At 45.4% G+C, this 12,667-nt stretch carries 14 protein-coding genes; 8 read left to right on the top strand and 6 right to left on the bottom strand.

The window, feature by feature from the left end:
* Positions 1-54: 54 nt before the first annotated feature.
* Positions 55-597, bottom strand: a complete 543-nt coding sequence (locus NIA71_RS08615; RefSeq protein WP_253020206.1) for a hypothetical protein — start codon at positions 595-597, stop codon at positions 55-57.
* A 33-nt stretch (positions 598-630) separates the two neighbouring features.
* On the bottom strand, positions 631-822 hold the full coding sequence (locus tag NIA71_RS08610; protein ID WP_148399215.1) for a hypothetical protein: 192 nt from the start codon (positions 820-822) through the stop codon (positions 631-633).
* A 204-nt stretch (positions 823-1,026) separates the two neighbouring features.
* Between NIA71_RS08610 and NIA71_RS08605 the strand changes: the two genes are divergently transcribed.
* Together NIA71_RS08605 and NIA71_RS08600 are read left to right on the top strand one after the other, a co-directional pair.
* Positions 1,027-1,254 carry a helix-turn-helix domain-containing protein gene (locus NIA71_RS08605; protein ID WP_148399216.1) on the top strand — a complete coding sequence of 76 codons (228 nt, stop codon included), beginning with the start codon at positions 1,027-1,029 and terminating at the stop codon, positions 1,252-1,254.
* Between the two features lie 92 nt (positions 1,255-1,346).
* Entirely contained in the window at positions 1,347-1,493 is a 147-nt protein-coding gene (locus tag NIA71_RS08600; RefSeq protein ID WP_253020205.1) for a hypothetical protein, read from the top strand.
* Between the two features lie 502 nt (positions 1,494-1,995).
* Here the strand turns inward: NIA71_RS08600 and speB are convergent.
* Positions 1,996-2,880, bottom strand: coding sequence for an agmatinase (gene speB, locus NIA71_RS08595; protein ID WP_253020204.1), 885 nt, complete (start codon positions 2,878-2,880; stop codon positions 1,996-1,998).
* A 128-nt stretch (positions 2,881-3,008) separates the two neighbouring features.
* Between speB and NIA71_RS08590 the strand changes: the two genes are divergently transcribed.
* Entirely contained in the window at positions 3,009-3,806 is a 798-nt protein-coding gene (locus tag NIA71_RS08590; RefSeq protein WP_253020203.1) for a helix-turn-helix transcriptional regulator, read from the top strand.
* Here the strand turns inward: NIA71_RS08590 and NIA71_RS08585 are convergent.
* Positions 3,801-4,331, bottom strand: a complete 531-nt coding sequence (locus tag NIA71_RS08585) for a LexA family transcriptional regulator (protein WP_253020202.1) — start codon at positions 4,329-4,331, stop codon at positions 3,801-3,803. The genes NIA71_RS08590 and NIA71_RS08585 overlap by 6 nt on opposite strands.
* 223 nt (positions 4,332-4,554) lie before the next feature.
* Here NIA71_RS08585 and NIA71_RS08580 point away from each other — a divergent pair, with 223 nt between their 5' ends.
* The 5 genes from NIA71_RS08580 to NIA71_RS08560 all read left to right on the top strand — a co-directional run bounded on the left by NIA71_RS08580 (position 4,555) and on the right by NIA71_RS08560 (position 10,718).
* A complete protein-coding gene (locus tag NIA71_RS08580; RefSeq protein WP_148399073.1) occupies positions 4,555-4,779 on the top strand; it encodes a DUF739 family protein in 225 nt (74 codons plus the stop codon).
* A 45-nt stretch (positions 4,780-4,824) separates the two neighbouring features.
* Positions 4,825-7,764, top strand: a complete 2,940-nt coding sequence (locus tag NIA71_RS08575; protein WP_253020201.1) for a hypothetical protein — start codon at positions 4,825-4,827, stop codon at positions 7,762-7,764.
* Positions 7,765-8,127: 363 nt separating this feature from the next.
* Positions 8,128-8,340 carry a FeoA family protein gene (locus NIA71_RS08570; protein WP_148399069.1) on the top strand — a complete coding sequence of 71 codons (213 nt, stop codon included), beginning with the start codon at positions 8,128-8,130 and terminating at the stop codon, positions 8,338-8,340.
* Positions 8,341-8,520: 180 nt separating this feature from the next.
* Positions 8,521-10,539 carry a ferrous iron transporter B gene (gene feoB / locus NIA71_RS08565; protein WP_253020200.1) on the top strand — a complete coding sequence of 673 codons (2,019 nt, stop codon included), beginning with the start codon at positions 8,521-8,523 and terminating at the stop codon, positions 10,537-10,539.
* Complete coding sequence (locus tag NIA71_RS08560) at positions 10,536-10,718, top strand: FeoB-associated Cys-rich membrane protein (RefSeq protein WP_253020199.1); 183 nt, start codon at positions 10,536-10,538, stop codon at positions 10,716-10,718. The genes feoB and NIA71_RS08560 overlap by 4 nt, the downstream gene beginning before the upstream one ends.
* Positions 10,719-10,836: 118 nt before the next feature.
* Here NIA71_RS08560 and NIA71_RS08555 read toward each other — a convergent pair whose 3' ends face one another.
* The gene (locus NIA71_RS08555; protein ID WP_148399066.1) at positions 10,837-10,965 is read right to left on the bottom strand and encodes a methionine/alanine import family NSS transporter small subunit; all 129 of its coding nucleotides are present in this window, start codon (positions 10,963-10,965) and stop codon (positions 10,837-10,839) included.
* A 1-nt stretch (position 10,966) separates the two neighbouring features.
* Positions 10,967-12,475 carry a sodium-dependent transporter gene (locus tag NIA71_RS08550; RefSeq protein WP_148399065.1) on the bottom strand — a complete coding sequence of 503 codons (1,509 nt, stop codon included), beginning with the start codon at positions 12,473-12,475 and terminating at the stop codon, positions 10,967-10,969.
* Between the last annotated feature and the right edge of the window lie 192 nt (positions 12,476-12,667).

Here is a 12,667-nt window from a genome sequence, read left to right as displayed (position 1 = left end):
AACACAAAAAGACAAGGCCGCTTTTGAGTTGGTCTTGTCTTTTTGATATAAATATTATACTAAAACGATGTTGTTGCATCTGTACACTTTTTCCGATACAGCACCATACACTGTGTATTTTTTCTTTTCAATTAATTCTTTCAAATGTTCAGGCCGTCTCAAAAATTTTACATAATCCTGCTCACATAATTCAAAAATAACGAGTTTGTTTTTGCCATTTCCAGCTCTAACATAAATATTGGTATAATCACAATTAATATCAGATTTTAAAACTTTGTAGTTATTGCAAGTTTTTGTATAATTTTCCACTTCTGTTTCAAAATCAAAATAATTTAACGATTCATTTGCCAAAACTTCAAGGTCAAGATTTTCAATTTCCAGTGTGTTTTTTTGATATCCTTTTTTTAACACACTTACAACAGACTCTGTAGATATCTGTTTTCCATTTTCCCACACGGTTAAATATGCCTTGTACCGCGAATAATATCTGTAATTATGCTCCATTGTCTCTAGTACGTCGTTCCAATCAGTAGTCACGTATTCGATTACTTCCTCCTCTTTCCAACGATTCTGATCAAATACAATATATGTTTTCATTGTTTATTCCTTTCTGCCTTCGTAACCTCCGTGCTATGCTCCTGCACGAGCTATTTTATCTGCAATATTTTCGTAACGCTCTGCATCTGCTAAGTACATCTGTTCTTGCTTCTGATCTCCTCTTTCTCTTGCATCCTGCGCCATTTCATAGCTGTTATGTTTGTCGGCTAAAGCCATACCCCAAATTGTCATTAATTCGTCGTCCGTAAAATTCAATGTTTTCATTTTCCTCTCTCCCTTCCGGGGGCCTATGCCCCTACTTTAAAAACTGATTCCTGCTTTCGTTTGGTATGTGATTTATCTTTATTTGTTACACTAAGTATATACTAAAATTAGTATATTGTCAATAGAAAATATACTAATTTTAGAATAAATTTAATTGACTTTTTCTGCCTGAAATGTTACTTTAATATTGAGGAGGTATAGCCAATGATAAAATATAAAATAGACGTGTTTGAGGAAATGAAGAAGCACGGATTTAACCAGACCCGCATACAGAAAGACAATCTGTTGCCCCGTCAGACAATGACAAACATCAAGGCTGGAAAGAGTATAACCTTAGATACTCTCAATAAAATATGTCTGATGTGCAGACTCCAGCCTGGGGACATAATAGAGGTGGTGGCGGCAGATGAAGAAAAGTTGAAATATTTTTAGTAAAGGGGTTGCGTTTAGACTAATATTAGTATATAATAGTATTAAGTTAAGAAGTTAACTTAATCACCGGGCAAGCGGAGAAAGGAGAAAAAATGAACACTATGAACATGTCAGAAGCGGCAAGATTGATTTTAGGACTGAGGGCCGCAGGATGGGACGAAAAAAGCATAAATGATTTCATCCTGTACATTGAGACAGGGGACGAGCAATATAAACCAAAGGAAAAACCTGCTGAATAAACAGCAGGCACACATAAAAGGGAAGGCGGGCTTGCCACCGCTCCCCGTCATAAAAATTATATCATATACTGTACAGATTTCAAGAGACACGTAGCGAAGTGTTCATGTTAAGCGCAATGTGTCTTTTTTTGTTGATCGCTGCATCGTTCTTACATTATATATATGCAGATTTTATACAAATCAAAATGAGTAGCTAAAAAAGCAAACGTACTAAAAACGTACTGTTTTTCATACGTGATATAAAAAATAAGCGAAAATTACAAATTTCAAAAAACAAAAAGGTTGAAATATCAATATGTATGGTGCAGTGATATCGAGACGGAGAACACAATAATACCAGTGAAGAAACCGTGCATATGTTGCGGTTTCTTTGCTTTGGGGGATTAAGGCAGGCGAAAAAAGGGGGCCCGAAGGGCCCTCTTTTGGTTAGCTTAATAAAAGGTGAAAAGCAAAATGATCGCTCCAGCTTGTTTTGGTCTAAGTTTGCGATGATTTTTCATCTTTACAGGGCAAACTTTGCCAGAACCTCATAAATAATTTTGGCCCCGGCCCAGGAGGTAATCTGGTTGACCGTATCCAGAGACGGGGAAATTTCCACCAGGTCCATGGCAGTGATGGGCAGCCGGTCCATCAACTGGTTGATGAGTTCCATCAGCTCCCTCGATGACAAGCCGCCCGCTTCCGGCGTTCCGGTGCCTGGCGCATAGGCCGGATCCAGCACATCGATATCCAGGGTCAGATAGATGGCATCATAGCCTTTGAAGTGCGCAATGATCTGCTCGATCGCTTCCTGATAGCCGTTTTTGAAGATATCCTGGGCTTTGATCAGCAGAAGTTCAGGATGGGCTTGATAAAAATCCAGCTCTTCGCTTTCATAAGAGCGGATTCCAATTTGCGCCAGATCCCGCGGCGCGATTTGCTCGTCCACCACCCGCTTCAAAGGACAGGCATGGGACCAGAGGCTGTCCTCATATTCGTTGCAGAGATCGGGATGGGAATCAAAATGGATAAATCCGATTTTTCTGCCGGCATTATATTGGGCGTAAGCCTTTGCCAGGGGAATGGTGACAGAATGGTCGCCGCCGATGAATATGCAGAACTTGCCTGATTCCATCAGCTTGAGAGCCTCATGCTCCACCTGTTCGAAAAATTTTCCCCAATCCAGAGAAAACTCCACATCTCCCTCATCATAAACCCTTACCTCAGGAAAGCGAGTCCCGGCGCTGTTGACAGGCGGCAGGACCTTCGTGCAGTTTCGAATCACATCCGGCGCCAGCGCAGCGCCCTTGCCCACGCTGGCCGCTCCATCAAAAGGAATACCCAGGACACAGACGTCGGCCTGGTTGATGCTCGTCGTATAAATTTCCCGCCAATACGGAATGTTCATAATTTCTACCTCCAAAATATCTTTGTTTGACATAAGTATATGGGTATTATATGATAGAAAAAACATCAATAAGTAGTAGAAATCTGGATTTCTCTAGTAGGAAAGTATTAGAAAGAAAGCGAAAAAATATGCTGAACACAAAAGAATGGGAATTGCTCAACGATCTGGTTGCCGAGCTCTATGGCATTGGTAATGCTGCGGCCATGAGAAAGGCCTTTTTGACGCGGCTGATGGCTTTGATTCAATTTGATCTGGCAGATTTTAATTTGGCGAAAGATGACCGGCCTTCCCGGCATCCCCTGACTGACCCGGTGGTGGTCAGCATTTTTGATAAGGAAAAGGAAGAGGCGTTTTTAAGGGAGTATGAGACCAAGTATTACGAGATTGACTACGTGAGCTGGCTGTTTGCCTATCACGAATCTCTCGCATATCGGGAGTCGGATTTGATTGACGCCAAGATTCGAAAGGGCTCCCAGTTCTATAGGGAATACCTGTCAAAGTTTGATTTGAGCAGCGTGGCCGGGGTGGTGGTCATCAGCGCCGGCCGGCTGATGGGAGCTGTGACCCTGTACAAAAGCGAACGTAAGGGTGATTTTTCCCAAAGAGATCTTTATATTCTGGAAAGGCTGCTTCCCCATCTGCAGAATGTGCTCAATTCGGATAAGGAAAAACATAGTAAAGATAAGGAAGCGGTTGACCGATTGCTCAAGTACCACTACGGTATAACTACCAAGGAACGAGCGGTCATTGAGCTGATCTGCCAGGGGCTTTCTACCGAAGAAATCGCCCGCCGGCGCCACGTCTCGCCCAATACGGTCAAGTGCCATATTTCCAATATCTTTAACAAAACAGAAGTCAAATCCCGGACGCAGCTGATCTCTCTTTTCCTGCGGAAAGGATTTCTTGAATATCTGGGGCGCTCATAAATCGATTATGATTTGTTTGGCAACGCCCAGAATGGTGATTTCCTGGGCATCAAATTCTTTTTCAGTGATAACAACAGGTAAATAACCGCTGTTCTCAGGGGTCAGGATCACGTGTTCGCCCATCTTGTTGAACCGGCGCAGTTGAATGGCAGAATCCATCATACAGGCGATGATCTGCTGATTTTTTATATGCTGGCTTCGCTTGATTAAAACGCGGGCCCCGGCAGGGATGTGAGCGCCGATCATGCTGTCGTCTTCAGCCAAAAAATAAAACGTGTCCTGTTCTTTGCCGGAGTCCTCCTGGCGCGTCCTTGGAACATCGTATCCCATCAGCCAGGCCTCAGAAACACCCAAAGCCTGAGCCAGCTTATATAAATTTTGTTGCTTCGGTTTAAATGCACCGCTGAGGTATTGGCTCATTGCGCTCTTGCCGATGCCGGTTTTTTGGCAAAGCTCAGTCTGCCGAATCGCTTTTTCGTCGATGGCCGCCTTCAGCCGTTTCGAAAAATCAACTTTTTCTACCATGTATACACCCACTTTCAAATACTTCTTTATTATAATATTCTTTGCCCAAAACATCAACTTTTAGCCGATAATATCACGGAATGTTTACACGGGTCCATAACCTGCGCCAAATCAGTGACATCAAAAAATGCGGGAACATGGAGCAAGAAACGATTGACTTTTCCTGAGGGCATAGTATAATTAGTTTAGATAAACTAAACTACGGATAAAGAAGTGTACGGTTATGACTTGTGTTTTTGACTATTCCAAAATTATAAGCGGAGTTTACGCAAAGGGTCTGTCCTATGGAGACGTAGCCAGAACCCTGGGCATTTCCGAGCGTGCGTACTCGTTAAAGATGAGTAACCGGGCGGAATTCACACAACAAGAAATTGATGTACTGGCGATTGATATTCTTGAAATCCCGCCGGAACGCATACCGGAATATTTTTTTACTCCGTTGGTTTAGAAAAACTAAACAATTATAAAACGTAACTTAAAGGAGGATGAACTTATGAAGAAGAAGCTGATTGCCGCAGTAGTGTCCCTTACTATGGCGGTGACAATGTTTCCGTCGTTAGCGTTCGCAGGGACGGCTTCGAAAGATGCTCCGGCGCCGGCCGGCGTTGAGCAGATGGATGAGGCCCAGCTTACGAAAGCAAAAGAAGATGCTAAGGATGATCTGAAGTATTATTGGGGAAATAGCGGTGAGAAACACAGCGATTTTGATGACGAAGGCAGAGCAGCAATTGATCAAATCCGGTCTGAAGGCAATGCCGCCATCGATGAGGCTGTGACAACAGATGCAGTTGACGAGGCCCTTGATGCAGCCAAAGGAAAGATCGATCAGGTTAAAACCAAAGAAGATAAATTTGACGAAGCCAAAGAAGCGGCAACCGATGCGCTGACCGGCTATTGGGGAACCAATGGAGAAGAAGCGGCAAAGGAAGCGGATTATGATACTACTGTTAAGGGCGAAGTTGAAACGCTCAGAACCAATGCGCTGGACGCAATTAGTAAGGCCACATTTGCAGGCGGCTCTACGGCAGCGGATATCATCAAGCTCCAGGAAGAAGCGATTGCAGCCATAGATGCCAAAGACACGATTGCAGAGCATAAAGCTGCGGTTAAGGAGGAGATCGATTCCTATTTCCCGGAAAAGGCAGCGAACGGCCTGGATGATTACGACCAGGACGAGCAGACTGCGGTCACAGAGGCCAAGGAGGCTGCAAAGACCGAAGTAGATGGAAAAGCTGTAAACGCGGAGATGGATGGGGTATATACGACTCTCCAGTCTACAATCGATGCCATCAAGACAACCGCTGAAAAAAGTTTGGCAAGCGAGCAGGAGAAAGCTGCAAAAGAACTGGACGCATACTTCCCGGAAGGCGTTGCCAGTATCGATGATTATGCGTCTGACCAGCAGACAGCAGTAACAGATGCAAAGAACGATGGAAAAACAGCCATTAACAATGCGGATTCCATGGAAGCGGTGGCAGCTGCTTTGGCAGAGGCAAAAGAGGCTATCGATAAGATCCCCACAAGCAAGGCTCTGGACGATCAGACAAAAGCGCTGATTGAGAAGATCAATGCCATTGGAGACGTTAGAATTGGCGACTACAATGAAAAATACGATGCTTTACTGGAAGCGGAAGAACTCTATTCCCAGCTCAATGCTGCAGGAGTAGAGGATGATGCGATTACAAACCTGAAGGTGCTGACAGATGCAAGAACGGCTTATGACGGTTTCAAAGCATCTGAAGTAGTTGGGCTGATCAAAGATCTGGGTACCATTGATGCTGACAACTATGTAACCAAAAAGGCACAGCTGGAAACCACAGAAGCAGAATTTAACAAAATTTCTTCGGCAGCGTCATCAAGTGTTACAAACGCTAATAATTTGACAACAGCCAAATCCGATTATGACACAGCGGCCAAGGCGGTGACCGATTTTGAAACAAAGGTAACAGAGGAGCTCGGCGAGTTAGATCCAGTTGCTTATACAAATAAAACTGTGGTTGAAGAGGTTAAAACCGCATACGAAGATCTTTCAGAAATGCAGCAGGGCCAGGTGTCTGCTGAGATCATGGCTCTTTACAACGGAGCAGTAACCGTCATCACCGATTTTGATACGGCCATTGACCATGTAAAAGAACTGATCAAAAATCTTCCGGCTCCAATCACCGGAAGCGTAGCCGACAAACAGGCGCTGAGTGAGGCCAGAAGCGCTTATAACAATCTGCTGGATGAAGATGCCCAGGCAGACGTCGATACGTTTGGCGACCTGCAGACAGCGGAAGCTGCTTATGTTGATGCACTGATCGATGCAATTGGAGATACCGATGCCATTACAAACGAGGTGCTGGCAAATACAGAGGCGGCAAGAACTGCTTACGATGAGCTGAAAGAACTGGATACGGATGCGGCAGACAAAGTAAGCAATGGCGATACATTAGAGGCAGCAGAAGCAGCCATTAAAGACTATCAGGAAGCAATCGGCCAGGCAGCCTTCAACGAAGCAGAAGCGGCTTTCAAAGCTGTTCAAGCAGTGGAAGAAGTAACCGACGAAAATGCAGAGGCTGTGGAGACAGCTATCGAGGCATATAATCAGCTCCATATCGCTGATGCGGAAACGGCAGAAAAGACCTTTAAAGAACGATATGATGAGCTGGGCGCTTTGATGCAGGCCTATGCGGATCAGAAAGCTGCGGCAGAAAAAGAAAAAGCAGATACACAGAAACTGATGTACGCTTCTGTAAACGTAGCGGATCAGATTTACACCGGAAGTGCCATCGAGCCAGCCGTAAGCGTTAAGGATAAAGCTGGAAACGCAGTAACTGCTGACAACTATGATCTGTTCTTTAAGGACAATGGCAGTGTGGGCACTGCGTCTGTAACAGTTGTTGCCAAAAATAACAGCGCCTATACGGGCAGCAAGACCGTGAACTTTAAGATCGTAGCCAGATCGATATCCGGTGCCTCCGTATCAGGAATTTCCGACAAGACTTATACAGGCAAGGCCATCACCCAGCCTGTGAATGTGACTGCTGCCGGAAGAACACTGGCTGCAGGAACGGATTACACGGTAGCTTACAGCGGCAACAAAGCGATCGGCAAAGCAACGGTAACCATCACAGCCAGAGGAAATTACTCCGGTTCCATCAGCAAAACCTTCACAATCAAACCGGCAAAAGGAGCGATCAAGAGCCTGAAAGCCGGCAAGAAAAAGATGACCGTTAAGGTGAAAGCTCAGTCCGGAGCCAAATATCAGATTGCGTATAAAGTAAAAGGCGCTAAGAAGTATAAGACTGTGAAAGTAAGCGGCACATCCAAGACCATCAAGAAATTGAAGAAAGGCAAGACTTACACCGTAAAAGTACGCGCTTATAAGGCAATTGACGGCAAAACTTACTATGGCGCTTATAGCAAGACGAAGAAGGTAAGAGTGAAATAGCAAGCTGCATGCAACACCATAAATAGTACAGAACAAAAGAAGGGCACAGCTTGAAGAAGCCATTTAGGAAGTTATGAAAACAGGTAGATTCCCAGTGACGGCTTCAAGCTGGCTCAAACAGAAAAATGACCATACAAGAGCAGTAAAAACGCTCAAGTATGGTCATTTTCTATGGCATTCTGATACTGAGCCTTGGATCTGCTTTTCATCTACGAAAGACTGCACTATTACCCAGGAATAAAAAAACAAAGAAACGATTGACAGCCTTAGAAAGATGTGGTAAGTTATAACTAACCGAAAAACAAGCAACATAGATCAGCAGGTGCATAGGCAGCTGCTTTAGAAAGCAAGGGGGAATCGATTATGAATTTAAAAGATGCCAGCACAGGAGAAACTTATATTGTCAGAGATGTTCAGACTAATGATGAAGAAATGTCGTCGTTTCTTTTTACACTAGGATGTTACAGCGGCGAGCCCATCACCGTCATATCCCATCTGGGAGGAGGATGTGTGGTTTCCATTAAGGATGGACGATATAATTTCGATAACAGTCTCGCACAAGCGATTTTAATATAGCGATTGGAATCACTATTTTTTATAATACAGGAAATATCGATTGCGTAGCATTTCCTGTATTTCAAAAAAGTTCACCTTGTGAAAGTGAGCGCGAAGCGCGAATAACGTTTCCAAAGGGAATTTTTTTTATGAGATACAGTTAGTTGAGAATAACCAAAATGATAAACAAGGAGGTATAAAATGAGAATTGCTTTAGCAGGCAACCCAAACAGCGGTAAAACGACTATGTACAATGCGCTGACGGGGAAAAGCGAACGGGTAGGTAACTGGGCCGGGGTGACAGTAGGAAAGAAGGAAACGCCCATCAAAAAGGAATTTTGCGGCAAAGGACCGGAATTGATTGCGGTTGATTTGCCGGGCGCCTATTCCATGTCTCCCTTTACGCCCGAAGAAAGTATTACAAGCGGGTATGTCAGGGACGAACATCCGGATGTCATCGTCAATATTGTGGATGGAACAAATCTGAGCCGCAGCCTGTTCTTCACAACGCAGCTGCTGGAGCTGGGAGTTCCTGTAGTAGTGGCCTTAAACAAGAGCGATATCAATGAAAAACAAAAGACAAAAATCGATGTGGATCTTTTGTCGAAGAAATTAGGATGTCCTGTCATAAAAACTGTTTCCACATCTTCGGCAGATACAGGGTTGATGGAGGTCGTAAAAGCGGCACAGGCCCTTAAAGGCAAGGGACAGGACGCTCCTTACATCCAGGCCGAGATTGACCTTCGCGACAAAGCTCAGGTAGAAGCAGAAGACAGAAAGCGTTACGCTTTCGTAAATCGGATCGTTAAAGAGGTCGAAACGCGCCAGGTGCTGACAAAGGAAAGAACGTGGCAAGATAAGGTTGATGCGATTCTTACAAATAAGGTCGCAGGTATCGTCATCTTCGCGGCAGTGATGTGGACCGTGTTTTATATCTCTCAGACATGGCTTGGACCATTGATTGCAGACTGGCTTGTGGGCTGGATCGAAACTTTCCAGGGATTTGTGGCGGGTCTTCTGGAAAACAGCGCGCCGATTCTGCAGGCACTGCTGGCAGACGGTATCGTAGGCGGCGTAGGGGCGGTCGTGGGATTCCTTCCCTTGGTTATGGTTATGTACTTCCTGATTGCACTCCTGGAGGATTGCGGATATATGGCCCGTGTCAGCATCGTAATGGACCCGATTTTCAAGAGAGTGGGACTCTCCGGTAAATCCATCATTCCCATGATCATCGGCACCGGCTGCGCCATTCCGGGAATCATGGCGGCGCGTACCATCCGAGATGAGAGAGAACGAAGAGCTACGGCTATGCTGACGCCTTTTATGCCTTGCGGCGCCAAGCTGCCTGTCATCGCCCTCTTTGCCGGCGCCTTCTTTGCCGATGCTCCCTGGGTTGGGCCTACCATGTACTTCGTAGGCATCCTGTTGATTTTCTTATGGGCGCTGGTTGTAAAATACATCACCGGACACAGATACAGGAAATCCTTTTTTATCATGGAGCTTCCTGAATACAAAGGACCCAGCATCAAACGAGCGGCATTCTCCATGCTTGGACGTGCCAAAGCATATATTATCAAGGCGGCTACCATTATTCTGGTATGCAACGCAGTCGTTCAGATTATGCAGACCTTTAATTGGAGCTTCCAAGTAGTAGAAGAGGGAATGGAGGATACTTCCATTCTGGCAACTATAGCTTCTCCTTTTGCTGTACTGCTGATTCCTCTGGGATTTGGCGTTTGGCAGCTGGCGGCGGCAGCGATAACTGGTTTCATTGCAAAAGAAAATGTTGTCGGTACTTTGGCTGTTGTTTATGGCGTTACCAACTTTATTGATACCGATGAGCTGGCCTTGACAGGCGGTGCAACCGAAGTGGCGGCAATCTTTGGCCTGACATCCGCAGCTGCACTGGCGTACCTGATGTTCAATCTTTATACGCCTCCTTGCTTTGCCGCCATCGGCGCTATGAATGCGGAAATGCAGAATAAGAAATGGCTGTGGGCCGGAATCGGCCTCCAGTTTGGAACAGGCTATACAGTAGCCTTCCTCATCTATCAGCTTGGCACGCTGGTTACCACGGGCAGCCTGGGAACCGGCTTCATACCGGGCCTCATTGCAATACTGGTAATGGCAGCGGTGGTCGTTACAATCGCTTTCAGGGCCAACAAGAAGTTTGATAAAGAATATTCTTTGCATAAACATGAAATGGGGGAAACAGCATGATAAATATAATCACTGCTCTGGTTATCCTAATTCTTGTAGGAGCCGCCATTACTTACATCGTCAGAGCTAAGAAAAAGGGCACCAAATGTATTGGTTGTCCGGCCGCAGGAAGCTGCTCGGGAAATCATCACCGGGAAGATGCGCGTAAGTGCGGCTGTGCCCATACACAAAACAAATAACTTCAATTAGAAAAGAAAAACTGCCTCGCCTCATAGCGGAGCAGTTTTTCTATACAGGGGTTTTTATTTCAAGGCTTGAAACAGAATCGTCCGATCCTGCCCCAAGTTGGAATAAAGCTTATTCTTTGGTATCATTCTCATTTTGTCTTTTCTTGCTGTGCTTGAACGCGATGGTAATTGCCAGCGCACATCCTCCCCAAAGGCCAATACAACCAATGAGCATCATAATAATCGCACCAGTACTCATATTAGTTTACCTCCTTATAGGCAATTTTGTCCAGATCGCGATAGCCGTCCTTGCCCTTCATCGTCGTCAAAGCATCAGCGATGACAATAACGAAGAGAATGGTTCCCCAGCCGAATACATTGACATCGGCGGAAGCATATTCGCCGTAGCCGTTGTAAAGGTAATCCTTCGTATTGAGGAAGAGCATAATGCCCAGGACAACCGTGGTTACGATCCTCAGGGAGAATACCCACCATCTTCCAATGCTGAAGTTGGAAAACTCGTTGGCTTCCTGACGCAGTTTTTCCGGATTGAAGAATCTGGTAACCAAAATGACTTCGATAACCCCGGCGCTGGCGATACCAATGTTGTTGATAAAGGCATCGACGATATCCAGGATATTCATTCCCGCGCCTGTGATGAAGAGGAAGCTGAGGAGAAAAGCGGGAACCATAACGACTGTAACCGCCTTTTTGTGGCTCATTTCAAACTTGTCGTGGAATCCGGAGACTACGGCCTGCAAAATGGAAATCAGAGAAGTGATTCCAGCTGTGAACAGAGCACCGAAGAAACAGATTCCAAATAAGGCGTTTAGAGCAGGCAGAGCGCTGATGGCAGTTGGGAAGGTCATAAAGGCCAGTCCGATGCCGGCTCCTGCGACTTCGCTTACAGGAACGCCCTGCATCATCGCCATATAGCCCATGATACTGAACACACCGATTCCGGCGAACAGTTCAAATCCATGATTGGCAGTGGCGGTAATAAAGGCACTGTTGACAACGTCGGTCTTTTTCGGCAGATAGCTGGAGTAAGCCAGCATGATGGCAAAGGCGATCGACAGGCTGAAGAAAATCTGCCCGTAAGCTGCTACCCATACGCTGGGATCTTTCAGCGCGTTCCAATCAGGCTTAAACATATATTCCAGTCCGTCAACGGCTCCTGGCAGTGTAACGCCTCTGATTACCAGGACCAGCATAAGTACGAAGAGAATCGGCAGACAGATTTTGCATGCCTTTTCAATTCCCTTGCTGACACCCTTGTACATGATAAAGGCCGCGATTGCCCAGATGATGACAAAGGGGATGATCAGGCTGGTCTGGATTCCGCCCAAATTCAGCGCGCTGTCGGTCAGACCCAGATATTCAACGAAGAATGAAGATGGATCCGCGCCCCAGGCTTGGGTAAAGGAAAAGCCTATGTAGCTGACTACCCAGACGACAATTGCAAAATAATAAACTGCGATGATGAAAGCGATCATAACCTGGAACCATCCGAGCCATTCAAAACGCCGGTTCATCCTCGCCCAGGTGACGGGAGCGCCGCCCCTGAAGGTTTTTCCCATGGTATATTCCAGAATCAGGATCGGAATACCTGCAGTAATAATTGCGAAAAAGTACGGAAGCAAAAATGCGCCGCCTCCGTTGGTTGCGGCAACATACGGAAATCTCCAGATGTTGCCCAGGCCTACAGCTGATCCGATGGCAGCCAGCAGAAAGCCCACTTTCGAATTCCATTGGTCTCGATCTTTCAAAGTTCAATTCCTCCTTAAGTAAGTAATAAAATCAACAATCACACTATATCAAAGGGATGTTGCAAAGTCAACGATTTCGCTATGAGTATTCAACAAAAAAAGTCGGAAAAATTTGTGAGAAAACATAATTGTTTGATTAAACAAAAAAGGGGAAAAAAGAAGGTGGAGAATTGTTGCATATGCACATAATTG

This window comes from Ihubacter massiliensis, from assembly GCF_024125305.1.
In the GTDB taxonomy this organism is placed as follows: domain Bacteria; phylum Bacillota; class Clostridia; order Peptostreptococcales; family Anaerovoracaceae; genus Hominibacterium; species Hominibacterium faecale.
This window is presented reverse-complemented; position numbering and strand designations above follow the sequence as displayed.

Excerpts from the sequence above, each read along its gene's own strand:
- NIA71_RS08615 (WP_253020206.1), bottom strand. The coding sequence starts at position 597 with ATGAAAACATATATTGTATTTGATCAGAATCGTTGGAAAGAGGAGGAA.
- NIA71_RS08610 (WP_148399215.1), bottom strand. The coding sequence starts at position 822 with ATGAAAACATTGAATTTTACGGACGACGAATTAATGACAATTTGGGGT.
- NIA71_RS08605 (WP_148399216.1), top strand. The coding sequence starts at position 1,027 with ATGATAAAATATAAAATAGACGTGTTTGAGGAAATGAAGAAGCACGGA.
- NIA71_RS08600 (WP_253020205.1), top strand. The coding sequence starts at position 1,347 with ATGAACACTATGAACATGTCAGAAGCGGCAAGATTGATTTTAGGACTG.
- speB (WP_253020204.1), bottom strand. The coding sequence starts at position 2,880 with ATGAACATTCCGTATTGGCGGGAAATTTATACGACGAGCATCAACCAG.
- NIA71_RS08590 (WP_253020203.1), top strand. The coding sequence starts at position 3,009 with ATGCTGAACACAAAAGAATGGGAATTGCTCAACGATCTGGTTGCCGAG.
- NIA71_RS08585 (WP_253020202.1), bottom strand. The coding sequence starts at position 4,331 with ATGGTAGAAAAAGTTGATTTTTCGAAACGGCTGAAGGCGGCCATCGAC.
- NIA71_RS08580 (WP_148399073.1), top strand. The coding sequence starts at position 4,555 with ATGACTTGTGTTTTTGACTATTCCAAAATTATAAGCGGAGTTTACGCA.
- NIA71_RS08575 (WP_253020201.1), top strand. The coding sequence starts at position 4,825 with ATGAAGAAGAAGCTGATTGCCGCAGTAGTGTCCCTTACTATGGCGGTG.
- NIA71_RS08570 (WP_148399069.1), top strand. The coding sequence starts at position 8,128 with ATGAATTTAAAAGATGCCAGCACAGGAGAAACTTATATTGTCAGAGAT.
- feoB (WP_253020200.1), top strand. The coding sequence starts at position 8,521 with ATGAGAATTGCTTTAGCAGGCAACCCAAACAGCGGTAAAACGACTATG.
- NIA71_RS08560 (WP_253020199.1), top strand. The coding sequence starts at position 10,536 with ATGATAAATATAATCACTGCTCTGGTTATCCTAATTCTTGTAGGAGCC.
- NIA71_RS08555 (WP_148399066.1), bottom strand. The coding sequence starts at position 10,965 with ATGAGTACTGGTGCGATTATTATGATGCTCATTGGTTGTATTGGCCTT.